The following is a 22,939-nucleotide window of genomic DNA, read 5'->3' as shown; positions in this document are numbered from 1 at the left end:
TCATGAAACCGCCCCGTATCGTGCGCTTCCTGGCCCTTGCAGCCATCGCGGCACTCGCCGGCTGCCAGACGCTCGAGGTCAAGCAGCAAACCATCGAACAAACCGCCGAGATCCGCATCGGCCCCGAGCAAAAGCCCCAGCGCTCGATCACGGGCTTTTCGCAGGCGCTGCGCTGCATGGACACGCTGATGCTCGACTTCGGCGTGCACGACGTGACGATGCTGACCGAGGAAATCAACGACGAAACGAAGAAGCTGAACGCCGGAACGCGTGACATGCTGATCTCGGCGGTGTCGGACATGTCGCGGCGCAGCCGCGCGGTGCGCCTGGTCGCGTTCGGCAAGGACACATTGAACGTGGTCAGCTTCTTGTCGGCAGCGCAGACCACAGCGGTCTACCAGGCGATTCCGCGCTACGACATCAAGGGCTCCGTGTCGCAGTTCGACGAGAACCTGATCAAGAACCAGAAGGACATGGGCATCGGCTACTTCCCGTACTTCAACCTCGGCGTTGCCAAAGACGCGTCCACCAGCATGCTGGCGCTCGACCTGAGCGTGCTGTCGACCAGCGACATGGGGGTGCTGCCGGGGGTCACGTCGCGCAATGCCGTGGTGATCATGAAGCAGGGCAAGGGCATCGACGGCGATGCCGCCTACCAGAAGTTCGGCATCAACTACAGCATGAACCTGGCACGTTCGGAAGGCAACTCGCAGGCGCTGCGCGGCCTGGTCGAACTGGCGGTGGTGGAACTCATCGGCAAGCTGACGAAGACCCCCTACTGGTCCTGCCTGGGCGTCAGCGACCCGAAGGCGAACGAGGAAACGCGTCTCGAGCTGCTGGATTGGTACAGCGCGATSGCTTCGACGCGCATCGAGCTGATCGCCTACTTCCAGAACCAGCTCCGCCATCGCGGGTTCTACGACGGCCCGATCGACGGCGAATTCAATCCTGCCATCGACGAGGCGATCTCCAACTATCGCGAGCAGCTCGGCCTGAGCCGCGCGGCAGTGCTCGACGACAAATTCTTCAGCGCCTTCCTCGCTGCAGACCACAGCAAGATCAAGCGCCCGGCACAACCGGCACGCTACGTTGCGCCCGGCACGCCTGCCACCCCGCCCGGATCACGGACGGCTGAAGCCACCGCACCGACGACGGCCCCCGCACCCACGGCGACGCCCCTGAAGCTGTCCGTCTCGGCCCCGAACCAGCAGACCCGGTTTGCCCCCGGGGAGTCGATCAGCCTCTCCCTGGCGCCGTCGCAGGATGCCCACGTCTACTGCTACCTGCGGGACGAGGAGGCCAAGGTCATCCGCTTCTTCCCCAACCGGTTCACGCGGGACTCGCGCATCGCTTCGGCCAAGCCTCTGACATTGCCCGGCTCGATGCGCTTCCAGCTCTCGATGAATGCGAAGGGCGTGCCCGAGACAGTGACCTGCTTCGCAACGCCGCGCGACGTGCTGCCCTCGCTGCCCCAGGCGGTGGTCGGGATCGACTTCGAACCCCTGCCCGGCGCCACGCTCGCGATGATCAGCGCCGCCTTCGACAAAGCCAGCGGCGGCACGCTCGCCCAGGAGAACTTCCATGTACAAGCCAAGTGATTTCCTCTCTGATCGTCGGGAACGGCGCGGCGCACGCCTGGCAGCGCTTTCCCTGGTGGCCGTCGTCGCCGTGACCGGCGTCGTCCTGCAGTGGCCCCGCGGCGCGACTGCGGCTGTCGCGGCCATCATCGGTGGCGACGACCGTGTCGCACCCCCGATGGGGCCAACGCCGCCGGCAGCGGGCGGCAAGGCACCCGCCACCTACCAGCTCCGCTGCTGGCAGAACGGCCGGCTGCTGTTCGAAGAAGGGCCGGTCACGCTGAGCGCCGAAGCACGGCAGGGCACAAGGATGGTGGCGACCGACCGCCGTGGCGGGGCCCTGTTCGTCACCGCCGATCTCGGCGGAACCACCTGCATGGCGCGCCCCTACCCGCCCCCGCCCGCCCTCTGGCTGCCGCGCTGAGGCCCATTCCGCCGTCACCTGGAGCCCCGACATGAACTGGTTCACCCAAGCCTTCCCGCAACCGCCGTCGCTCCGGGCTGCGGCCCTTGCCGCCAGCTGCGCTGCGTTTCTTGCCGCGACTCCTTCCGGGACCGCACGGGCAGCCACCGAAACCCGCGGCGTCGCCGACTTCGACGAGGTCGTGCTTGCCGTCGCCGGCGACGTCCGCATCGAACAGGGCCTGCGCGAGTCGCTGACCCTGGAGGCCGAGCCTGCGGTGCTGCGCAAGATCACGACCGAGGTCCGCGATCGGCGACTGCTCATCGGCCTTGGGCCGGGTCGGGTCGAGACGAGGCAGCCGATTCGGATGAAACTCGGCGTCCAGAGCTTGCGCGCCTTCGAGTCGCGCGCCGCCGGCGAGATCAGCATCGGACCGCTGCGCAGCGACACGCTCGCACTGGTACTGGCGGGCAGCGGCTCGATCCGCCTCGAGCGCCTGGACAACGCGCGCAGTCTCGACGTGCGAATCACCGGTGCCGGCGATGTCGCCGTCGGCGGCGGCAAGGTGGCGGCGCAGCAGCTCGCCATCGCCGGCATCGGCACCTATTCCGCACCCAGGCTCGCCAGCGAGCGCGCCGACGTGGCCATCGATGGCAACGGTGAAGTGCAACTCGCCGCCAGCACCACGCTGGCGGTGCGCATTGGCGGTGTCGGCAACGTGCGCTACCACGGCGACCCGGCGGTGACACGTTCCATCCGCGGCATCGGCTCGGTCGAGAAAGAGTGAACCGGGCAGGCGGCGCACGCAACCCATGGGCATCGACGAACCCCACACCCAAGGAGCCCTCCCATGATCCGCTACCTCAGCACCCTCGCCCTCGCCATCGCCGCCGCACTGGTCACCCCCCTCGTGAAGGCCGAGAAGGTCATGGTCTACCGCGAAGGCCAGCTCGTGCTCCCGCAGGACGTGGCGGACGTGCTCGGCAATACCCGTTCGATCCGCCTGCTCGACGATGCGCCCGCCGCCCCGGCGAAGGCCACCGCGGTGGCGACGGGCTCCCGGGTGAATGCATCGGCACGTCCCTCGGAATCCACCCGTGCCGCGCGCAATGACTCGAAAGCGCCCGCCTCGGCGCTGTCCCTGCCGGTACGGTTCGCTTTCGATTCCGCCGAGATCCTTCCGGCCGCACGGATCCAGCTCGACGCACTCGCCAAGGGCATCAAGCTGCTGGCACCAGGAAGCATCGTCACGGTCGAAGGCCACACCGACGCCAAGGGCAGCCCGGCCTACAACCTCGAGCTCTCGCGCAACCGGGCCCGCGCCGTGCGTGACTATCTCGTTCACGAACACGGCATCGACGCCGCACGCCTGAAGACGGTCGGGTACGGCCCCAGCCAGCCGATCGAAGACACCGATCCGTACTCGGCCATCAACCGTCGCGTGCAGTTCCGCGGCGCCTGAGCGTTCGCCGCGCAATGCCCGAGGCGGACCGGATCGCGGCGGCCCGCCCTCCCCTTGTGCCGCCGCAGCGCTCGCCCGAGAATGGCATGCGATCGCCCGTGGAGTCCTCGAGGTCCGCAGCATCCATTCTTTCGGCCGTCACCATGAATCGCCGTCGCCTGCTCGCCTGCCTTGGCCTCGGTTTCGGCTTGAGCCGGGCCGGCCTCGCGCAAGCGCAGCAGGCCCCGGTCGACTCGCCAGGGCAACGCCGTGTCGCACTCGTGATCGGCAACGGCCGGTACCCCGAAATCCCGCTGAACAATCCCGAGCATGACGCTCGCCTGGTCGCGCAGACTTTGCGCAGCCTCAACTTCGAGGTCGGCGAGCATCTGAATCTCAATGCCCGCGACTTCAAGCGCGTGCTGCGGGAATTCGCTCGCCGGATGGACGACGATCAGGTCGCGTCGGTCTTCTACTACGCCGGCCACGGCATACAGATCGGCGGGCGCAACTTCCTGCTGCCGGTCGACATCGCATTGCGCGACGAGGCCGAAGTGCGCGACGAGGCCATCGACATGCAGGAGGCGCTGCTCACGCATGTCGACCGGGTGCGTCCGCGCGCGCGCATCTTCATCATCGACGCCTGTCGCAACGACCCCTTCGCGTCACGCCGTGCTGCCTCGCGCAACGCCAACGGCCTGGCCGAGATGGCGGCGCCGGGTGCCCTCATTGCCTTCTCCGCGGCGCCCGGTCGCGTCGCCGAGGACGGCCCGGTCGGCGGCAACAGCATCTACACGCGCTACCTCGCCTCCGAGATGCGGACCCCGGGGGTGGATGTCGAGGAGATGATGAAGACCGTTCGCATCAAGGTGCTGCGCGACACCCAGGAACGCCAGATCCCCTGGGTCAACACGTCGATGGTCGTGAATTTCATGTTCAACCCCGCGCCGGCACCGACGCTGGCCGGGCCGAAACGCAACCTGCAGCTGCTCGTGCAGGCGCAACGCAGCCTGAACACCGATGCGCGCGATGCATCGGCCTCGTTGGCGCTGCGGGTCTATGTACTGAGCGATGCGAGCGGGTTCGAGAAGGCGAGCTTCGACAGCCTCTACGACGATGACGAAGCCACCCTCGGGTCGAACATGCTTGCGCGCCAGAGTCTGTTCCTGCGCCCCGGCGAGGCCCGCGAGCTGGACCTCGAACTGCGCGGCGACGCGCGTGCCGTCGCGGTGTTCGGTGCGTTTCGGGAAATCGAGAGCTCTCAGTGGCGTGCCGTCCTGCCCTTGCCGGGTGGATCGCTTGCGCGCGCGCGCCTCGACGCGCAGGCGCGCCGGCTGCAACTGGGGTGGGCCAAGTGATGGGCAGCGGCATCGACGAGCCGGCCGCCGCGCGCGCACTTCGCGTCGAAGCCCTCCCCCTCGTTGCCCTGCTGTCACGCCTGCGCGACTCGGCGCCCGTCGATCCGGCCGAATTGCGCCGGACGCTGTCAGCGGCGGTGGCCCATTTCGAGGCCAATGCGCGCGTCGCAGGTGTCGATGAGGCCAGCGTCGCGGCCGCGAGCTATGTGCTCTGCGCCTGGGGCGATGAGCAGTTCGGCGCCGGAGCCGGCGGACTGCTGCAGCGCTTTCACGGGGAGGCCGACGGCGGCGACAAGCTCCTGCGCCTGCTGTCGCGGCTGGCCGAAAAGCCGCGCGAGCATCGCGCGCTGCTCGAGCTCTTCCATACCTGCCTGAGTCTCGGGCTGCGTGCGGGCATGGCGCCCGACAGCCGAGACCATGAAATCCTGCGCACGCGCGTGCACCTCGCGCTCGAACAGGCGTCCCCGGTTCCGGCGCTGGTGGCGCCGTGGCACTGCGCGCCCGCTGCGGCCAACCCACCGCGGGCGTCACGTGTCGCGTTGCCGGCGGTGCTGCTGCTCGGCGTGCTTGCCGTCGGCATCTACACCGCCAGCCAGCTTCAGCTTGCAGCGCGCGTCGACGGCGTGCTGGCGTCCTTGCAGCGACTCGTACCGGCACCCGCCGTCGCCGCGCAGCCGGTGGTGGCCACCGCGAAGGGGCCGCCGCGGCTGGCCTCGAGCCTGCGCGACGACATCGATGCGGGCCGGCTGTCGGTGCGCGATGAAGCGCTGCGCAGCGTGGTCGTCATCGGCGCCAACGCGCTTGACGACGCCACCGGCCCGTTGACGCGCCTGGGCTCGGCGCTGAAAAAGATGCCGGGCAAGGTGCTCGTCGTCGGCTACACCGACGGCAGCGATCCCCCGACGGCGCGCACGCCCTCGGCCTGGCATCAGGCGATGGAATGGGCGCGCGGCGCCGCCGACGTCCTGCGTCCACAACTCGGCGATGAGCGGCTGGCGGTCGAGGCCCGCGTCGACGCCGCGGCCGGCGCGCCACTTCGACGCGTCGAGATCGTCCTGTTCCCGGAATGACGGCCTCGCCACGCTTCGTGCAACGCGCCGTCAACCTCGGCGCGGCAGGCGCCTTGTTGTGGTTCGCGGCACCGCTGCTGGCCTTCGGCAGCTGGCATCCCTTCGACGGCCCGCGCGCACGCGTGGCCTTGCTGGCGCTGGCGGCGCTCCTGCTGGTCGGCCTGCGGGGACTGCGCGGGTGGCTGGCCCGGCGGCGCAACGAGCAATTGCTGAAGGGCCTCGAATCCGGCGACGCCACCGTCGAGCTGAGCCAGCGCTTCCGCGAAGCGCTCGCGCTGCTGCGCCAGGGTGTCGGAGCGCAAGGCGCGCATCGCTGGTGGCAGCGCCGGCGACAGGTGCAGCAATTGCCCTGGTACCTCATCATCGGGGCGCCCGGGGGCGGCAAGACCACCGCGATATGGCATTCGGGCCTGCGCTTTCCGCTCGCCGAAAAGCTCGGACGCGACCCTCTCGCGGGTATCGGCGGAACGCGCCAGTGCGACTGGTGGTTCAGCGAGGACGCCGTGTTCATCGACACGGCTGGACGCTACACGACGCAGGACAGCGACGCCGTGGCCGACGCCGGGGAATGGCAGCAGTTCCTGGCGCTCCTGCGCCGGCACCGGCCGGTGCAGCCGATCAACGGCGTGATCGTCAGCGTCAGCGTGCCCGACCTGCTGCAAGGCGGCGCGGAACTCGCGCGCCAGTCGGCAGCCGTCGCATCGCGACTGGCGGAACTGCGCCGCGAACTCGATCTCGCCTTTCCGGTCTACCTGCTGGTGACCAAGGCCGACCTGCTCGCCGGCTTCGTCGAGACTTTCGGCGATCTCGACGCTGCGCAACGCGAGCAGCTCTGGGGCCTTGTGTTCGGCGCCGATGTCGCAGGCCTCCCGGCCGATCTCGGCGCACGCCTCGACGACCTCGCGCAGCGCCTGGCGCAACGCACGCCCGAGTTGCTGCAGCAAGAGCGGATGCCGCAGCGCCGCCTGCCGATCTACGCCTTCGCGGCACAGTTCAAGACCCTGCTCGCGCCCCTCGAAGGATTCGTGCGCGAGGCCTTCGCCGACGTTGCCGCCGCGCCGGCGCAGCGCCTGCGGTCGATCGCGCTGACGAGTGGCACGCAGGAGGGCAATCCGATCGACCGGGTGATCGGCGAACTCGCGCGCAGCCACGGCCTGGCGCTGAAGCCGCTGCCGCGCCCCGATGCCGGTGGCAAGTCGTTCTTCCTGCATGCGCTGCTCAAGCGCCTGGTGATCGTCGAAGCGCCGCTGGCGGGCCAGCGGCTGCAGCGGCTGCAGCGGCGTCGGCGCCTCGGCATGTTCGGCGCCGCCTTCGCCGGTGCCGCGCTGCTCGCCGCCTCCGCCCTGTGGTGGCAGAGCTGGCGGCGCAACCTCGACTATGTCGACGCCGTGCGCACCCGTGTCGAGCAGTTGACCCGGCGCATCGGCCCCCTGGAATCGGCCAGTCTCGAACAGGTGTTGCCGCTCTATTCGGTGCTCGACCACCTGGCCGCGAACGACGGCATCGATCCTGACGCGCCGCCGGCGGGCTTCGGCTTCGGGCTGTTCCAGGGACCGCGGCTGGCGCGCTCGGCGGAACAGGTCTATCGCGAGATGCTGGACCGGAGCCTGGCGCCGCTGCTCATCGAGCGATTGCGGCGCGACCTGCGCGAGGCCGGGGACAGCGCGACACGCTACGAGGCGCTGCGCACCGCACTGATGCTCACCGACCCGCCACGGCTGAACCGCGGCGAGTTGCGCGGCTGGGTCGAGCAGACGCTGGCACAGGCGAGCGGCGCCGGCGAGCGTGGCGAGGTGGCGCGCCATGCCGGGAACCTGCTCGAACGCAGCGGGCTGCCCGAGGCCATGCGCCCCGACGACGCCGGCGTGGGCGCGGCGCGCAGCGCCCTCGCGGCGCTGCCGCTGGCGCAACGCGTGCACGAACGCCTGCTGCGACGCGTTCCCGATCCCGAGCCGCCGCAGGATATGCCGACGCGCCTCGGCGCGGCCAGTGCCCTTCTGTTCGCGGCGTCGAGCGCCGGGCCGATGCCGGCGCATTCGAGCGCCAGCGACTGGCGGCGCAATCTGGCGCCAGCGCTCGAGACGACCTTCGACGAACTCGCGAACGAGGCGGACTGGGTGCTCGGCGACACCGGCGGCGAAGTGCGACGCCTGCAGAAGGACCGCGCCTGGCGCGACGAAATCGCCACCCAGGTCGGCAAGCGCCAGGCCGAACGCGTGATCGCCACCTGGTCGCGCCAACTCGATGCCCTTGTGCTGGCACCCGGCAGTGACGCAATGGATGCCTCGCGCCAGGCCACTGAACTCACGGCGCCCGATTCGCCGCTGCGCCGCCTCCTGACACGCCTGGCCGACGACTTCAGCGCGACCTCACAAGGCGCAAGCGCCGCCGAGAGCGCCTTCGATGGCACGCTGCGGGCACGCTTCGGTGCGCTCGGCGACTACGCGGCCGGTCCCGGACCGCAAACGCTCGACCGCCTTCACGCCCTGGTCGCCGGCAAGCGCGACGAGACCCGACGCGCCGAACTCGACGCGACCTTGCGCACCGAGGCGGCCGCTGCGCCAGCGCCGCTGCGCAGGCTCTATGCCGACCTCGGGACCTTGATCCGCTCGCGCGGCCGCGCCAAGCCGGGCTTCGACGCCGCGCTGGTCGAACTCGCGCAGGCCTGCAGTACGTTGACGCGCGAGCGCTTTCCGTTCAGTGCCACCGCGACGCGGGACATGGCGCCGTCCGACTTCGCGCGCCTGTTCGGACCCGGTGGCCTGTTCGACGAATTCCGGCGCAACCAGTTGACCGAAAGAGTCGACACGTCGACCCGGCCGTGGAAGGCGCGCAGCGCAGGGGCCGATTCGAGTGCCTCGAGCAATTCGGACGCATTCGAGCGGGCGGCGGCCATCGGCAGCCTGTTCTTTCCCCAGGGTGCGCCGCTGCCCGAGCTCAAACTGCGCATCACGCCACGGCACATGGATGCCGAGTTGCTGCAGTTCAGCATCGATGTCGATGGCCAGCTCTTGCGCTTCGAGAACGGCCCGCCACGCACCAAGGAACTGGTCTGGCCCGGACCGGCCTCGACGCAAAAAGTGCTGCTGCGCGTGCTGCCGCCCGGCCCGACCGGCGTCGGCGCCGAAGTCCATGAAGGTGCGTTCGCCTGGCTCCGGGTGCTGCTGCGCGGCGACTGGAAGGGCGAGCACGGCGCGCCGGCGCAGCTGAGCTTCGTCGTCGACACCCGCACCCTCGACGTCGAGGCGAGCGCAGCCGGGACACCAGACGCCGATGTCTGGACCCTCCGGGAACTGGCACGTTTTCATTGCCCGGAGGCATCATGGTGAAGTCGCCCTCGCGTCGCGTCTCCTGGTACGGAAAGTTGCCCGCGCGTGGCGACTTCGTCGGCCGCGGCCTGCCCGCACGCTGGCGCAGCGACTGGGATGGATGGCTGCAACGCGGCCTCGCCCTCGCCGCGACGACGCTGGGCGCCGCCGCGCTGCGTGAACGCCTGAGCACCTTCGCGCCGTGGCGCTATCTGGCGCTGCCGACGTCCGGCGAGATCTGGTGCGGAATCTTCACGGCGTCGCACGATCGTGTCGGACGCGCCTTTCCGCTGACGCTGGCCGAACGCTTCAACACCCCGCCCTCGCCGGGCGAAGGCGCCGCACGGCTCGCGTCGCTGCTCGACGCAGCCGCACAAGGGCCCGAGGCGCTCGAGGCCGCGATCGCCGCCTTGCCGCCCCGTCCGGAGCAGGACTTCAAACCGGCCGCGACCTGGCCGCCGGCGCCGGCCAGCCTCTGGTGGCCGCTCGCCGCCGCACACGATGTCGTTGCGCGGCCCGCGGCCTGGCCGCCGGAGCCGGCACTTCTGCTCGAACTGCTCGGTGTTCAACCCGGCTCGCACCAGATCGCGAGCGCGGAATAGTTGTCCTGGTCGCTGCGATCGGCTCGCCGCACACCCGCTTCGAGTCGATCGAGCCAGGCCTGGATGCCGCTGCAGCCGGCCAGGCTGCGCTCCATCGCCAGATCGTCGAACGCCGACCAGAGGCCGTCGCTGCACAGCAGCAGGGCGTCGCGGGCAGCGAGCAGCTGCGGCGTTTCCAGGATCTCGACGTCGAAGCCTTCGGGCGAGCCGAGCGCCGAAGTCAGCTGCCCCGGGGCGGCGTCGCTCGCGTTCAGCCCGGCATCGCGCAAGCTCTGCGCGAGGCTTTGATCGCGCGTGCGCCCGAGCAACCGGGCGTCATGCCATCGGTACAGCCGCGAGTCGCCGGCATGGGCCCAGATCGCCGCGCCACTGCGCAGGTCGATCAGCAGCACGACGATGGTGGTGCGCATGTCGGCCGTGGTCGTGCCCGCGACCTGCTGCGCGACCACCGCGTCGTTGGCCCCCTGGACAAGGCGCTTCAGCGCGATCGGGCTGACCTCGGGTCGAAGCGCGAAGGCTTCGAGCACATGCGTCACGGCCGCGCGCGAGGCCGTCTGGCCGCCGCCGTGTCCACCCGCACCGTCGCACAGGACGGCGACAAGGGCGTCAGCGCCCTGCCAATAGCCGAAGGCGTCTTCGTTGGACTCGCGCCGCCCGGTTCGCGACAGCGCGGCGACCGAGTAGTTCAACGCGCGTTGGGCCATGGCGGCTCCGGCGGTGGGACATCGGCATCGGCGTTCACGCGCGACTGGGCTTCGTAGGCGCGCAGGAATTCCCGTCCGAAGATGGTCTCGAAGTCGTCATCCAGGTGCGCGAGCAGGTGGGCGTGCTGCAGCCGATGGCGCTCCCAGAGGGCCGCGGCGCGGCGCTTGGGAAGGCGCGCAAGAAGATCGCGCGGCGGTCCTTCCGCGTTCTCGGCGGCCTCGGGCCCCAGGCGGGAGAAGAGCTCGAACACCGCCGCGCGCATGCCGGCGACCATCGCCACCTGGTGGACCAGCAGGTCCCGATTCGCATCGCGCAGCGCCGCCACGGGGTCGAGAAAGCCGGGGCTCGGGACACGCTGCAGCATCCGGGTCAAGGCTTCGGTCGCGTCCGGCGAGAACTTCAGGGGATTGTTCTGACGCGGCGCGATCACCGTGCCCTCGGCGCGCATGTGGCGTTTCGCGACCGCGCGGCTTTTCAGCAGCGCGAGCGTGCCCTCGGCGGTTGCCCGCAGCAGTGCGCCCAGGTGTTCCATCAACTCCGGCGTCAACGGCGGCACCTGGGCGCAGCCCAGTTCGGCGCCGCGACCGAACGCCGCTGCAAGCTCGGCCAGATCCGGCGATCCGCCCGCGGGCGCGGTCGATGCGGCAGCCGCTGCGCTGGCGGGCCGCGGCAGCTCCGCCGAAGGCGGTGGCAACGAGGGCGCGCTGTGCATCACCGGCGTGCCGGTCCGCACGACCAGCGGATCCGTCTTCCAGGACACCACCGCGCTCGCTGACACCGCCTCGGGCGCCGATGCCGCTTCGGGCGCCGGCGCCAGGGCCGGCAGCGGCGATTGCGCGGCGAGCGGATCGAGCGCGCCGTCCAGGTCGAACCAGCGATCCAGACGCGCCCGCGGAGCCGCCGGCGCCGCAATGCACTCGACAGCGAGCTCGAACCCGCCGATGCGCAGGCAGTCGCCGACCGACAGGCCCAGTTGGTCACCCGGGGCGAGCTGCGTGTCGTTCACCCACAAGGGGGTGGTGACGCTGATGCAGCGCACGAGCACGTCCTGGCCGGCCATGACGACTTGCGCGTGTTGGCGCGACACCCCGCGCAGCGGATCGGCCAGCACCAGGTCGCATTCGGGAGCGCGGCCGATGATGATGCCCTCCGGAGAAAGCGGAAGCGCCGTCGCATCGGGCTCGGTGGCGCCGGGGCGGCGCATGACATGCAGCGCGATCACGGTGGGCCCGTTCGGATCAACCCAGGGCTCGCCACAAGTCGGCCTGCACACGGCGGGCATCGACGGTGGGCGCGAGCTGTTCCATGACGCTGGCAACGAACTGCTCGCGGGTGTTCGATTTCGCGGCGCAGCGCTTCGCGACCACCCGCGCAATCGGCCCGAGCGAGGAAAGGAGTGCAGCGGCCGCCTTGTCGACATCGCCTTCGCGCATGGGCACGCCGCTCGATGCCGCGCCCTCCGCTCTCGAGACCTGGGAACCAGAGCCTCGTCCTGCCGACACCGCACTCTGGGTTGGCGGCACGCCGGCCCTGGCCAGGAAGCGCTCGCGCGCTTCGATGTCGGTGATAGCGCTGGCGACGGCATGGCGCACTTCCGCCAGCGTGGACAACCCACGCGCGGCGCGGCGCACCATCACGCGCGCCACCGCGCCCACGTGCTGGGCCAGTTCGCGCTCGACCTCGGCCAGCGCGGCGGTGTCCCATCCGGTGGGAGTGGGAATCGAAGGCGGGACGGTGACGGGCAGCGACTTCGGGTGCGCCGCGGCGTTCCGCTCCGTGTCGGGCACCGTCGGCACGATCGGCGCGCTCGGCCCGGGCATGTCGGACAGGTGGCGCAGCGTCGGGACGGGCAGGCTCGGCTCGAGGCTCTCGACGACAGGCGCCAACACGATGTCGGCCGGCAGCACCTCCGGCAAGGTCTCGGTGGCGAGCGCCTGCAGCGCCGATCGCATCGCCATCGCGTTCGGATAGCGCTGCGCCGGATCCTTGGCCAGCGCGCGGTCCAGCACCGCATCGAACGGCTTGAGGCTGGCGTCGTTCGTCACTTCGCTCAGCGGCTTGTGAGGCTCGTAGACGATCTTGTACATGATCGCGTCGTCCGTGCCGACGAATGGCGTCGTCCCGCTCAGCATTCGATAGAGCAGCACGCCCGCCGAGAAGACATCGACGCGGCGGTCGATCTCGCGGTTGGTGTACTGCTCGGGCGCGATGTAGCCGGGGGACCCGACGACCGAATTGGCGCGGGTCAGATTCGATGATTCGGTTCGCGCGATGCCGAAATCGGTGATCTTCAGGCGCCCATCATCGGCAATCAGCAGATTCGCCGGCTTGATGTCCCGGTGCACGATGCCGCGCTCGTGCGCATAGTGCAAGCCGTCGAGCAGTTGCATCATCACGCACAGCACCTGCGGCACCTCGAGCTTGCGCGGTGGCTGGACATAGTCGCGCAGGTTGCGTCCGGCGACGTACTCCATCACGATGTAGGCGAAGTCGTTGTCTTCGCCGAACTGGTAGATCGAGACGATGTTGCGGTGGGTCAGCCGCCCCGCCGCCTTGGCTTCCACCCGAAAGCGCGCCGCCACGCTCATGTCGTCGCCCCCCGATTCGAGCAGGCGGCGGTGAATCGTCTTGATCGCCACCGCACGATCGATCGCCGGATCGTGCGCCAGGTACACGATGCCCATCCCGCCCGAGCCGATCACGCCGCGGAGCGGGTACGGACCGACGTGGGTGGGCGGCGACATGCGGGTACGGGCCTCAGGAATCGATCATCTTGATGGCCTGATCGAGGCTGCGGCGCATGCGCGTGAACGATTTCGCCAGGGTCCCGATCTCGTCACGACCATCCGTCGCGAACTCCGGCACATCGGGTTCGCCCAGGCTGACCCGGTTGGCCACCCTCGACAGCGCCGTCACCGGCCGGATCACGAGCAGGTAGAGCATCACGTTCAACACGATGCCGATGGCCAGGAAAATGCCGACAAGCGAAGTCATGAAGATCTTGAACGTCTGTTCGGCGCGCGCCAGCGGCACCGACATCGGCACCGAAACGACCTGCGCGCCGATCACCTCGTTCAAATGCCAGCCGAAGCCGTTGGCCGGCCCGTACTTCTCGATCACCGTGCGCGGCGCCGCCTCGACCGTGCTGTGGCAGCTCAGGCAGGCGGCGTTCGTGATACGGATCGGGCGTGCGATGTAGAGCGCCCGCCCGGTACCCGACTCGCGCTCGCCAATGAACTCCTTCTGATCGGCCTGGGTGCGAAAGCGATTCACGATGTCGGCTTCCCAATCGACGGCCCGATCGCGCGGGTTGGTCGGATTCAGGGTCGCTTCCTTGTAGGTGTAGTCCGGGAAGCTCTTGGCCAGTGTCGCCAGGACTTCAGTGGCGGAATAGGCCGGCACGGTCTGGGGCAGGAAGGTGTACTTCATCTGCGTTTCGAGCAACGGGCGGATCTGGTCATTGGTGTAGGCGCGTACCGCCATCGCCTTTTCCATGGTCAGGCGCGCATGGTTGAGCACTTCCTGCTTGGCGTTGCCTTGCAGCAGGTCGTAGGAAATCTTGCCCGTGCCGGCCACGCCCGTGACGAAGACAACCAGAAAGATCAGATTGAACTTGAGTAGAAGGCTCATGAAATTCTCCAGTCCTGGTCGTGGTAGTCGCTGGGTTGCGCCACGCCAGGGAACGGTTCACTGAGACGTGCCGCGCCCGGTGCTGGTGCCCGAGGCTGCGGGGATGGATCCAGGCGCGGGTGCGGTTGCGGCGGCAGCGGCGGCGGCGGCAGCAGCAGCAGCGGCAGCCGCCCGGGCCCGTGCCGCTGCGGCCGCGGCCTCCCGCGCCCGGCGACGCTCGGCCTCTTCGGCCAGGCGGCGCGCATACCCCTCGGGGTCGGCATAGCGCTCCCACTCGGGGTGTTGCGCCAGATCGGCCTTGGCCCCGGCCCGGAAGTCCGGGTCGGCCGCACGCGACTGCCACAGCGGCAGCAGCGGCAGTCGCAGCGCCGGTTCGGTGCGCAGCCAGGCGGCCACATCGGCGTAGCTGATTTCGCCGCGCGCCTTGGGTGCGACGTTGCGCTTGGCGCGCTGCTCGCCACGCGCGGGCAGTTGATCGCGAAACTGGCTCGGCACCTTGCTCACGAACTCGGGCGTGGCACGCTGCCCGACCGTTGGCGTGGTGCCTTCGCGCCGCTGTGCGAAGTCGCCGCCGGCCAGTTGCATGACCGTCTGCGAGCCGTCGCGCAGCGTCAGCCTGGCGGAGCCGGATTCGACGAACAACTCGTACTGCGCCCCCTTGGTGTGGATGACGGCAGCGCCGGCCTGCGTCGCCACCTCGACGCCGGGGCCGATGTAGCCGAAGGCGCCGGGGGCGGTGGTCTTGAGCCAGCCCTCGAGCAGATAAAGCGGCGGCGCCGTCAGCCCCTTGCCGACGCGAGGCGCCAGCATCAGCCGCGTGGATTCACCGATGCCGACGAGGACGCCCCCGGGAAGCTCGATCTGGGCGAATGCGCCGGGCGCCGTCTCGATGATGTCCTGGTCATTCAACAACACGCCCTCGGCGAGCGCGTAGCGCGTGGTCTGGCGGATCAGCGAGACCTCGCCTTCGACGATGCCGACGATGCTGCCGGATCGCGCCGGGGCCGGCGAGGCGCCGGTGGCTTGCGCACAAGCAAATGGCGACGCGAACAGGCTCGCGACGCACAGCAGCAGGAACCCAAACAAGACCCTTGCGAGCCGTAAAGACGTGACTCCGCTGGCGTCGAGCATCATGGTTCCTAGCTGCAAGACAAATTTACAACTTAGATATTACTCAGTCCCCCGCGCCGTGTCCGTCTTTTTCCGGGCCGGCGAGCGCGCAGCACGTTCGGACACGGCATGTCCGGGCCAGCCAATTTCCGACCAGGAGGCCGAACGGTGCCGCGGAGTGCCTGCAAAAGCGACGTATCGATGTCGCGCGATGAAGGGCCACAGGCATCGAGGGCCCACTCGCAACGAGCGGGTTGCCGCGGCATCCTCTACCAGGGCCGGCGACGGCAGGTCCACCGGCTCAAGCCCGGCCCAGTGCCTTGCGCAGGAAGGACTTGATGGGGCTGAATCCAAACAGAAGGTCCGAAAAGGCAACGAACTCGCGCCTCGGCAAGACCAGGCCGCTGTAGTAGTAAAGGCGCAGCTGGCTCGACGCGCGGCGCGTGGCCGGGTGCTTCAGCACCTTGTGCAGAAGGCCGTAGTCACGTCGTTCCCCGGACAGCCAGCGGTGCAGGTAGCACAACCACAGATAGCCTGGCTGCTGGTCCAGCGGCGGCAAGGACGAGGTGAGGCCCGGCTGGTGCCTGTCCAGCACCCGCCTGACCCAGGCGTCGAGGTCGGCATGGCCCCGGCGCGCGCGGCCGATCTGATCGACATTCACCATCAGGCCCGCCGTTCTGTTCGTCGCGTGGATCCGATAGCGCGTCAGCGGCTCGGGAATCCAGGCGAGCGGACTCAACAGCGCGGCGCCGGTGCGCAGCTGCAGGTCCTGCAGCATATGGCGCCCATCGTCCAAGGGCAGCATCGCCGCAAGCAGTTCGCGCCTGAAGGCGAGCCCGGAGGTGGGGGTGGCCACCGGGCTGTCGCCGGCGGCGAGCACCTGGGCAGCGAGCAGGCCTTGTGGCGCCGCGTCGGCGTAGCGCGGCACCGGCCCCAGTTCGGGTTGCTCGCGCGTGAAGCGCAGCAGATAGTGGTGCACCCACCCCGGCCGATGCCCGTCGATGGTCTCGCGCAAGGCGCGCACGACCTTTTCGACCCGTTGAGGAAGCAGAATGTCGTCGGCATCGAGAAGGAGGACTACATCGCCAGTGCAATTCGTCAGCGCCGTGTTGGTTGCGCCGACGATGCCGCGATTGACCTGGTGGATGCCGATGACGCTCGGGAAGCGCGCCATGTAGTCCTGCAGGATCCGCTGGGTGTCGTCGGTCGATCCGTCGTCGACGACCACGATCTCGTCGGCGCGCACCGTCTGGGCCAGACAACTGTCCAGGCACTCGGCCAGGAAGCTGCCGTAGTTGTACGAGGTGATCGCGATGCTGACCTTGGGGCTCGGCGGAAGCTCAGGCAGGTTTCGCGGCTCGGGGATGAATACGGGCATGGCAACAGCGCGACGCGCAAGCGCTCAGTCGTTGCGCTCTTGGTTTCCGCCGATGGTGCTCGTCATGATTTCACCTCTTTGAAGAGTCTGGAAGAAGGACTCGGGTGACTACCTTCGCGCTTTGTTGGTGAGGAGCGATTCGGTGCAAGCCGACAAACGCAGTAGGAACGGGCTTGCAAGTGAGTCTCAACTCCTTGTCGTTCCGCGCGTTGGGGGGCGTGGAAAGGGCTGATTCGGGCCGGGTTTGTCACGGACACCCCGAATTTGTCACGCGCAAAGAGAAACGGGTCACGCCTTGTGAGCGTAACCCGTTGATCTATCTAACGATTTTGGGTGTGAAACCGACCTAATGATCGCCTGGAAGGCGCATGAATTCTGGCTTTTTTGACTTCGGGAAATTTTTTGTTCCCCGGCTTGTTCCCCGGTCGTGAATCCATTGGTGACTTGCTGGCAAAACGTCTGCATCAGGTTCGAACGTCGCCAAAAAACGCTCGGCGAGTGTAGCGTCCTGGCTACATCCTTCGCCGCATGTTTTTATGGCCTGCGTGCACCGAGTCCGGAAACTTTGGCAGCTTCCACATCCTATCAACCAACCGGGCCGGATCTTGAGGGCCCTACTTCGGAGGTTAGCCCTGGATCCCAATCATCTCAAAGCACGATGATGCAGCTGTGCTCCGGGCGCCCTACCCGTTCCCCTCGAGCCCCGCCTTTAGCTCCTGCGCAAGCGACGACTTTCCATTCGTCGACCACCGATTCGGTCGCGAGCGAAGAATGGCCCGTGATGCTCAGCGCGAGGCAGGGGTGTCCTCTAGCACGACGCCCTAGTCAGTGGCGACCACAGTACGCCCCGAATCAGTCGGGACGCAATCGGCGACCTTCTGCACCAGGTCGACCGGCTTCTGTCCCGGAAGGAGCGCACCGGTGCGAAAGCTGAAAGACCTCGTGTGCAATGGCAGCGCGGTGCTTTCTGCGGTTGCCGGGGTGCGGATGTGGGTGCTAGCCAATGAGAGCGCTCACTCGAATCGTGCCGCGCTCAAGCTGCTCGTCCTCGATGACTCCGACGCACACGAAGCAGTCCGTGTCCATACGCTGATAGATAGGTCTGGCTGCCATCTTGCCCTCGCTATTTCGCATGTCGCCCGGCGCAAACGCGACAACGATCAGTGTGTGAGCGGCGCATCTGCCGCCGGTTGCCCGCACGACTTGCTCCGCAGCCCTCAGTGACCTGCCGTCGCCTGAGGCAATGCCGACACCGAGCACCGGAGATCGCGCGTCGCGAAACACCACTTCCATGTCCAGGATGTCAATTTTGGAGACCCGGTTCCTGCGGACACGGTCCAGGTCGCGAAGAAATTGGCCACGCACGCCGGGCCCTTGCGAGGAACTGCTCACTTGCAGAGCAGCCCTGACGACAGAGGCGAAATCAGGGCAACTGCCTTCAGGCGGATCGTTCAACATAGATCGTGGTCCGTGGGGAGTTTCGCATTTTGGTCAGGCACCGGCTGCTCCACGTTCCACTCTTCGAGCCGATAACCCTCGGAGGCCGAGAAGAAGACCTCACCGTCCTGGAACTGGAGCAGATCCTCCACCGAGACAGGGCGCACGTCAGACCAGAAGGTGCTGGCGGAATGCAGCGCCGCGGCAAGCACGGGATCCTTCGTGAGGAAACCGTTGACCTCGCTCGCGCCCAGGCCTGGCAGGAAAAGCAAGCCAAGCGGCAGCTTCGCTTCAGGGGGAAGCGCCGGCCAGGCGCTTCCAAGATACTTCAGGATTGATTCAGGAATCGCGCGCACATCCGGATGGTCACGTGCATCTTGCTGAGGGCACTGCACCGCATGTATTGCCCCCACGGCGACCACGCGGCCGACGCGCAAGGCGCTTATGTCGCGACCAGGCGCCGCTGCGCCCGCCCGGGCGAGCTGGACACTGGGACTGGCATAGATGGCAAAACGGCGCGACGGCATGGAGGGCGGCCGCAACCACTCCCAGATGTTATCTACGACATAGGGCACGTTACCTGGCGTACGCGGGGTCGGGCGCGGCAGATTCACGCCTGCAAACTCGGCGTCGGAAGCACAGCGAAAAAGGGGCATGGTCAGTCTTCAGAAGAGCGCGCCGCGACGGCAGCCGCAGCATTCAACCACAGACGAACCACCAGCACGCCTGCCGAGATCATGCAGGTCCAGAGCAGTGGATGCGGATGACGGAACAGGATGTGCAGCACCGCTCGCAGGACGTCCGCAACCACGAGGAAGGGAGCGCCGGCGAAGAGCACCAGCAAACTGTCCTGCGCCAGGAGGTCGTCCCACCACAGGTGCGGCAAGGTCCATGCGCGCAGAACGTCAGGACGATACAGGAATAGCATCAGCGATGCCATAAGGAAGGCGAACACCATGAGAAGCACCGAGACCACGGCGGAGGCAATGCACAAGACGGTGAGTCGCCATCGATTCAGGCACACGAGTGCGAACAGGCCGAGAAGGATCCACAGCATCGGGTCACTCCATGAACACGGGTTAGTCGCCCGAGATGCACGCTTCATCAGCAATCAATGCGCCGCGGTGATCAGAGAAGACAGAAAGTTCCCGCGCCCCACCAGTCGATAGTGGGCATCCTTTGTTTCGTTTCGCCTCGGGTCGAAGTAGCCCACGATCCTGTAATGCGCGTCCTTCGCGACCTGTGTGCGATCGGCACGCGTCTCGATGTAGCCCACGATGCGGTAGTGCACATCCTTGATGGTCTCAGTACTCATGCTCTGCTCCTTGCTTGGAAGCAGCCGATACTAGGAACGCATGCGACAACGTGTGTCGCATGTGCGCATGCTGCATCCCCGTAGATCCCGGTGACGGCTGCGACACGTGTTGTCGCATCGGTGCCGACACTCTCCACTTTGGATTCGATGGAGATGCACTTGGGATTTAGGAACACCGAATGGCGCCCGAGTTCGCGGCGGTCAGAAGACGTCGCCAATCTGCGGGTCTGCCGCGCGCTGGTGCGCATCTATAGCAGCGTGCATGTGGGCGACTCGGACCATGCCGACGTGGCTCGCACACTCTGGCCCGTGCTGCGCCAGCAGCGCGCCGCCCTGCTGCAGGCCATGGCCGCGACTCCGCCGACAGGCCGCCGGCACCGCCGCGCGAGCAGCAACGAGGCGGACGATGTGTCCGAATGGATCGCATCTCACCGCGCGAGCCGATGCGCCCTGCCGGTCGTGCCGCCGGCCAACAACGTGCTCGAAGCCATCGGCCAGGCCATCGTGGAGGGCAGCAGCACGTACCGCCAAATTCTCCAGGACCTGCAGGCCGATCTAGACGCCCTTGTGGCCGCCTCTCGCATGCCGCACGACACCAACCTGGAACTGCTCTGCAACCTGCTGCAGCTGGCACCCGCCGAGCGCGACTTCCTCGCGCTGGCTGCCGCGGTGCACGCCAGCACCATCGGCTCGGCGCCATTCACGTCGGTCAGCGGCCACGCACGCTTGCTGCGTGGCCTGCAGGCCGCGCTGGGCGGCCTGGGCGAGCAGGAGGTGCGCACCATGGTCCGGCGCGGCTCGCCCCTGCTGCGCAGTGGCCTGCTAGATCCCAAAGCATTCCTGCAACCATGTGACTTGGAGGACCTGCTGCGGCTGTCGCGCATGGGCATGCGGCTGCTTGCCTCGCGCGCGAATTCATTGGAAGCGATGGCGGCGCTGGTGCTTCAGCAAATGCACTCATCACAGGGCGGGCAGCTGCAGTGGCCTCACCTAGAAGACCGCGCGCGAATGCTGCAGCCACTGCTGGCACAGGCACTGGCCGCACGCGAGTCCGGAATCAACATCCTCCTTTACGGTGGCCCGGGCACCGGCAAGACGCAGTTCGCCGCCCGCCTGATCGAGCGCACCGGTGCGCTTGGCTTCAGCGTGCGCGACATGGACGCCGACGGCGACCCGGCCTCGCGAGAGGAGCGCTTAGCCAGCTTGCTGCTGACGCAGGTATTCGCGCCAGTCGGGCGCAGCATCGTGGTGCTGGACGAGGCAGAGGACATCTTCCAGGGCGAGTACAACAACCCCTTCGGCCGGATGTTCGGTCACAAGGACGAAAGCAAGTCCTGGGTCAACAACCTCCTCGAGAGCAACGCCCGGCCGGTCATCTGGATCAGCAACCGCATCGACCACTTGGACCCCGCCTACGTACGGCGCTTCACCTACTGCCTGGAATTCCCATCTACGCCGCGGCGTGTGCGCGAAGCGGTGGCGCGCGCGCACCTGGAGCCGGTAGGTTGCTCGTCGGCGCTCGTGGACGTAGTGGCAGCCCAAACCAAGGTTTCGCCGGCCATGGTCGCCTCGGCGGCGCGCTTCACGCGGCTTGCGCAGTTGCCGCGTGGTCAGGCCGACGATGGCGTGCGCATCATGCTGGGTGACATGCTCAAGGCGCTGGGCTCGCGAATCCAGGCGAGCGTGCCGGAGCGCTCGACCCGCTTCGACCTGCGCTACCTGAACACTTCGGGCTTGGTCACTCCGGAGGCTGTGATCGGGGGGCTGGAGCGCACAGGCCGTGGCCGGCTGCTCCTGAGCGGGCCGCCCGGCACCGGCAAGACCCAGCTTGCGGCCGAAGTGGCGCGTCGGCTCGGACGCGAACTGGTGTATCGCACCGCGTCGGACATCAACTCGATGTGGTTCGGCGAAAGCGAGCGCAACGTGGCACGCCTGTTCGAGGAGTGCGATGCTGACGGCGAGGTGCTGTTCCTGGACGAGGCCGACACGCTGCTGGGCGCGCGCGAGGGCAGCGGTCACCGCGCGGAGCTGGCGGTCACCTCCGAGTTTCTGCGCCAGGTGGAGGCGTTCCGCGGAGTGTTCGTCTGCGCGACCAACTTCCGCGGCCACCTGGATGCAGCGCTGCTTCGCCGCTTCGAGTACCGGTTGGAGCTACAAGCGCTGTCGATCGCCCAACGACATGCACTCTTTTGCGAAAGCGCGCTGGGCTGGGATGGTGCGGACACCACCGAGCTGCCCCCGCTGGACACACAGGCCGGCGCCAGGCTAGACAGGTTGGACGAACTGACGCCCGGCGACTTCGCCAACGTAGTGCGCCGTGTGCGCGCCCTCCAGCTGCAGCCGGATGCCGCCGGCTGGCTGGATGAACTGGAGGCGGAACACGCGACCAAGCCGGGCGCCGCCCGCGGTGGAATAGGCTTCCTGTGAAGCAGTTGGCGCGCAGGCAACGTTCCTCCACCCGAACGCTTGATGACATCCAGTTACAGTCGGTACGATGGCCATTCCGTGGCGCGCATGGCGCCGCCAACAAAAACAACCACCGTTCCTCCCCGAGTCATGCCGAAGTCCGTAGCGCCGGCCGCGACCCGCGCCCCTCGCCCGCGTCCGGCTTCCCTGGAGACTTTGGCCTTCACGCTGGACCTGCTGAAGCGCATTCCGCGTAACCGCAAAGTTTCCGCCCCCGAGCTCTGGGCGCAGCTCAAGGACGCCGGCTGGAAGCGCGACCTGCGTACCGTCCAGCGCCAATTGGATGAGCTCTCGCGCCAATTTGATATTGATCGCGACGAGCGCAGCAAGCCCTTTGGCTACCAGTGGAAGCCACAAGCCCGAGGCCTGTCGCTGCCGGGTCTGACCGAGAAGGAATCGCTGGTACTCGCACTCGCGGAACAGCACTTGGCCACGCTGCTGCCGGCGGAGGTGATGGAGTCCATGCAGCCCTTCTTTGCTCAGGCACGCTCCAATCTGGCCGAACATCCGGAAGACGGACCTCGTACACGCGCGGCCCGCGAGTGGATTCGCAAGGTACGGGTGGTGAGCACCTCGCAGCCTCTTCTGCCCCCGACTCTGCAGCCAGGAGTGTTCGAGGCCGTGAGCCGCGCGCTGTACCACAACCACTGTCTGGAAATCGACTACGAGAACTCGGCGCACCGCCGAGTTCAGGGAACGGTCATGCCACTCGGTCTGGCGCAGCAAGGCCAACGGCTGTACCTGGTGTGCCGCTTTCACGGGCACGAGAACGAGCGCAGCCTCGCACTCCACCGCATCCACGCCGTGCGAGAAACGGGCACGACTTTCCATCGGCCTGCGGGCTTCGACCTTCAGGCCTACGACGACAACGGCCGCTTCGCCTTCGGTGATGGCAAGCGCGTGAACATTGATTTCCTGATCAAAAAGGGCGCGGGCTTGCATCTGCTGGAGTCGCGCCTTTCGGACCAGCAAGAAGTCGAGGACGCTGGTGACGACTACCGCATCCGAGCCACGGTGACCGCCACGGAGCGGCTGAAGTGGTGGCTGCGCGGATTCGGGGACGAGGTGACGGTCTTGGCGCCGAAAAGCCTGGCGCGTGCGGTGCATCCACATCGGTTGGAAGCACGGACATGAGGAAG

20 protein-coding genes are annotated in these 22,939 nt (G+C 67.8%); 10 read left to right on the top strand and 10 right to left on the bottom strand.

Annotated features, from left to right (window positions below; translation table 11 throughout):
- The first annotated feature begins 2 nt into the window (after positions 1 to 2).
- The 8 genes from AC1DF3_RS14105 to tagF all read left to right on the top strand — a co-directional run bounded on the left by AC1DF3_RS14105 (position 3) and on the right by tagF (position 9,759).
- Positions 3 to 1,598 carry a DUF4384 domain-containing protein gene (locus AC1DF3_RS14105; protein WP_478139960.1) on the top strand — a complete coding sequence of 532 codons (1,596 nt, stop codon included), beginning with the start codon at positions 3 to 5 and terminating at the stop codon, positions 1,596 to 1,598.
- Positions 1,582 to 2,001, top strand: coding sequence for a hypothetical protein (locus AC1DF3_RS14100; protein ID WP_478139959.1), 420 nt, complete (start codon positions 1,582 to 1,584; stop codon positions 1,999 to 2,001). The genes AC1DF3_RS14105 and AC1DF3_RS14100 overlap by 17 nt, the downstream gene beginning before the upstream one ends.
- A 31-nt stretch (positions 2,002 to 2,032) precedes the next feature.
- Complete coding sequence (locus AC1DF3_RS14095) at positions 2,033 to 2,767, top strand: GIN domain-containing protein (RefSeq protein WP_478139958.1); 735 nt, start codon at positions 2,033 to 2,035, stop codon at positions 2,765 to 2,767.
- A gap of 63 nt (positions 2,768 to 2,830) precedes the next feature.
- Entirely contained in the window at positions 2,831 to 3,442 is a 612-nt protein-coding gene (locus AC1DF3_RS14090; RefSeq protein ID WP_286532850.1) for an OmpA family protein, read from the top strand.
- Between the two features lie 14 nt (positions 3,443 to 3,456).
- Entirely contained in the window at positions 3,457 to 4,779 is a 1,323-nt protein-coding gene (gene tssJ / locus AC1DF3_RS14085) for a type VI secretion system lipoprotein TssJ (protein WP_478139957.1), read from the top strand.
- Entirely contained in the window at positions 4,779 to 5,849 is a 1,071-nt protein-coding gene (locus tag AC1DF3_RS14080; protein ID WP_286532845.1) for a DotU/TssL family secretion system protein, read from the top strand. The genes tssJ and AC1DF3_RS14080 overlap by 1 nt, the downstream gene beginning before the upstream one ends.
- Entirely contained in the window at positions 5,846 to 9,178 is a 3,333-nt protein-coding gene (gene tssM / locus AC1DF3_RS14075; protein WP_478139956.1) for a type VI secretion system membrane subunit TssM, read from the top strand. Before AC1DF3_RS14080 ends, tssM begins: the two co-directional genes overlap by 4 nt.
- Positions 9,172 to 9,759 carry a type VI secretion system-associated protein TagF gene (gene tagF, locus AC1DF3_RS14070; RefSeq protein ID WP_478139955.1) on the top strand — a complete coding sequence of 196 codons (588 nt, stop codon included), beginning with the start codon at positions 9,172 to 9,174 and terminating at the stop codon, positions 9,757 to 9,759. Before tssM ends, tagF begins: the two co-directional genes overlap by 7 nt.
- Here the strand turns inward: tagF and AC1DF3_RS14065 are convergent.
- The 10 genes from AC1DF3_RS14065 to AC1DF3_RS14020 form a co-directional block, all read right to left on the bottom strand.
- Complete coding sequence (locus tag AC1DF3_RS14065) at positions 9,723 to 10,463, bottom strand: PP2C family protein-serine/threonine phosphatase (protein WP_478139954.1); 741 nt, start codon at positions 10,461 to 10,463, stop codon at positions 9,723 to 9,725. The two genes, tagF and AC1DF3_RS14065, sit on opposite strands and share 37 nt — an antisense overlap.
- On the bottom strand, positions 10,445 to 11,686 hold the full coding sequence (gene tagH, locus AC1DF3_RS14060) for a type VI secretion system-associated FHA domain protein TagH (protein WP_478139953.1): 1,242 nt from the start codon (positions 11,684 to 11,686) through the stop codon (positions 10,445 to 10,447). The genes AC1DF3_RS14065 and tagH overlap by 19 nt, the downstream gene beginning before the upstream one ends.
- A gap of 16 nt (positions 11,687 to 11,702) precedes the next feature.
- On the bottom strand, positions 11,703 to 13,208 hold the full coding sequence (locus AC1DF3_RS14055) for a serine/threonine-protein kinase (RefSeq protein ID WP_478139952.1): 1,506 nt from the start codon (positions 13,206 to 13,208) through the stop codon (positions 11,703 to 11,705).
- A gap of 13 nt (positions 13,209 to 13,221) precedes the next feature.
- Complete coding sequence (locus AC1DF3_RS14050; protein ID WP_286532833.1) at positions 13,222 to 14,094, bottom strand: Tll0287-like domain-containing protein; 873 nt, start codon at positions 14,092 to 14,094, stop codon at positions 13,222 to 13,224.
- Positions 14,095 to 14,151: 57 nt separating this feature from the next.
- A complete protein-coding gene (locus AC1DF3_RS14045; RefSeq protein WP_478139951.1) occupies positions 14,152 to 15,228 on the bottom strand; it encodes a FecR family protein in 1,077 nt (358 codons plus the stop codon).
- A 277-nt stretch (positions 15,229 to 15,505) separates the two neighbouring features.
- A complete protein-coding gene (locus tag AC1DF3_RS14040) occupies positions 15,506 to 16,582 on the bottom strand; it encodes a glycosyltransferase family 2 protein (protein WP_478139950.1) in 1,077 nt (358 codons plus the stop codon).
- Positions 16,583 to 17,578: 996 nt separating this feature from the next.
- Positions 17,579 to 18,040, bottom strand: coding sequence for a hypothetical protein (locus tag AC1DF3_RS14035; RefSeq protein WP_478139949.1), 462 nt, complete (start codon positions 18,038 to 18,040; stop codon positions 17,579 to 17,581).
- A complete protein-coding gene (locus tag AC1DF3_RS14030; protein ID WP_478139948.1) occupies positions 18,034 to 18,675 on the bottom strand; it encodes a hypothetical protein in 642 nt (213 codons plus the stop codon). Before AC1DF3_RS14030 ends, AC1DF3_RS14035 begins: the two co-directional genes overlap by 7 nt.
- A gap of 2 nt (positions 18,676 to 18,677) precedes the next feature.
- Positions 18,678 to 19,076, bottom strand: a complete 399-nt coding sequence (locus AC1DF3_RS14025) for a hypothetical protein (RefSeq protein WP_478139947.1) — start codon at positions 19,074 to 19,076, stop codon at positions 18,678 to 18,680.
- A gap of 54 nt (positions 19,077 to 19,130) precedes the next feature.
- Positions 19,131 to 19,334, bottom strand: coding sequence for a hypothetical protein (locus tag AC1DF3_RS14020; protein WP_478139946.1), 204 nt, complete (start codon positions 19,332 to 19,334; stop codon positions 19,131 to 19,133).
- 147 nt (positions 19,335 to 19,481) lie between these two features.
- On the opposite strand from AC1DF3_RS14020, the gene AC1DF3_RS14015 reads away from it, so the two are divergent.
- A complete protein-coding gene (locus tag AC1DF3_RS14015) occupies positions 19,482 to 21,761 on the top strand; it encodes an AAA family ATPase (protein WP_478139945.1) in 2,280 nt (759 codons plus the stop codon).
- 129 nt (positions 21,762 to 21,890) lie between these two features.
- The gene (locus tag AC1DF3_RS14010) at positions 21,891 to 22,934 is read left to right on the top strand and encodes a helix-turn-helix transcriptional regulator (protein WP_478139944.1); all 1,044 of its coding nucleotides are present in this window, start codon (positions 21,891 to 21,893) and stop codon (positions 22,932 to 22,934) included.
- Positions 22,935 to 22,939: the final 5 nt, after the last annotated feature.

This window comes from Variovorax sp. 10N432, from assembly GCF_056394465.1.
This window is presented reverse-complemented; position numbering and strand designations above follow the sequence as displayed.

Coding starts and splice junctions, on each gene's coding strand:
- AC1DF3_RS14100 (WP_478139959.1), top strand. CDS start 1,582: ATGTACAAGCCAAGTGATTTCCTCTCTGATCGTCGGGAACGGCGCGGC.
- AC1DF3_RS14095 (WP_478139958.1), top strand. CDS start 2,033: ATGAACTGGTTCACCCAAGCCTTCCCGCAACCGCCGTCGCTCCGGGCT.
- AC1DF3_RS14090 (WP_286532850.1), top strand. CDS start 2,831: ATGATCCGCTACCTCAGCACCCTCGCCCTCGCCATCGCCGCCGCACTG.
- tssJ (WP_478139957.1), top strand. CDS start 3,457: ATGCCCGAGGCGGACCGGATCGCGGCGGCCCGCCCTCCCCTTGTGCCG.
- AC1DF3_RS14080 (WP_286532845.1), top strand. CDS start 4,779: ATGGGCAGCGGCATCGACGAGCCGGCCGCCGCGCGCGCACTTCGCGTC.
- tssM (WP_478139956.1), top strand. CDS start 5,846: ATGACGGCCTCGCCACGCTTCGTGCAACGCGCCGTCAACCTCGGCGCG.
- tagF (WP_478139955.1), top strand. CDS start 9,172: ATGGTGAAGTCGCCCTCGCGTCGCGTCTCCTGGTACGGAAAGTTGCCC.
- AC1DF3_RS14065 (WP_478139954.1), bottom strand. CDS start 10,463: ATGGCCCAACGCGCGTTGAACTACTCGGTCGCCGCGCTGTCGCGAACC.
- AC1DF3_RS14055 (WP_478139952.1), bottom strand. CDS start 13,208: ATGTCGCCGCCCACCCACGTCGGTCCGTACCCGCTCCGCGGCGTGATC.
- AC1DF3_RS14050 (WP_286532833.1), bottom strand. CDS start 14,094: ATGAGCCTTCTACTCAAGTTCAATCTGATCTTTCTGGTTGTCTTCGTC.
- AC1DF3_RS14045 (WP_478139951.1), bottom strand. CDS start 15,228: ATGATGCTCGACGCCAGCGGAGTCACGTCTTTACGGCTCGCAAGGGTC.
- AC1DF3_RS14040 (WP_478139950.1), bottom strand. CDS start 16,582: ATGCCCGTATTCATCCCCGAGCCGCGAAACCTGCCTGAGCTTCCGCCG.
- AC1DF3_RS14035 (WP_478139949.1), bottom strand. CDS start 18,040: ATGTTGAACGATCCGCCTGAAGGCAGTTGCCCTGATTTCGCCTCTGTC.
- AC1DF3_RS14030 (WP_478139948.1), bottom strand. CDS start 18,675: ATGCCCCTTTTTCGCTGTGCTTCCGACGCCGAGTTTGCAGGCGTGAAT.
- AC1DF3_RS14025 (WP_478139947.1), bottom strand. CDS start 19,076: ATGCTGTGGATCCTTCTCGGCCTGTTCGCACTCGTGTGCCTGAATCGA.
- AC1DF3_RS14020 (WP_478139946.1), bottom strand. CDS start 19,334: ATGAGTACTGAGACCATCAAGGATGTGCACTACCGCATCGTGGGCTAC.
- AC1DF3_RS14015 (WP_478139945.1), top strand. CDS start 19,482: ATGGAGATGCACTTGGGATTTAGGAACACCGAATGGCGCCCGAGTTCG.
- AC1DF3_RS14010 (WP_478139944.1), top strand. CDS start 21,891: ATGCCGAAGTCCGTAGCGCCGGCCGCGACCCGCGCCCCTCGCCCGCGT.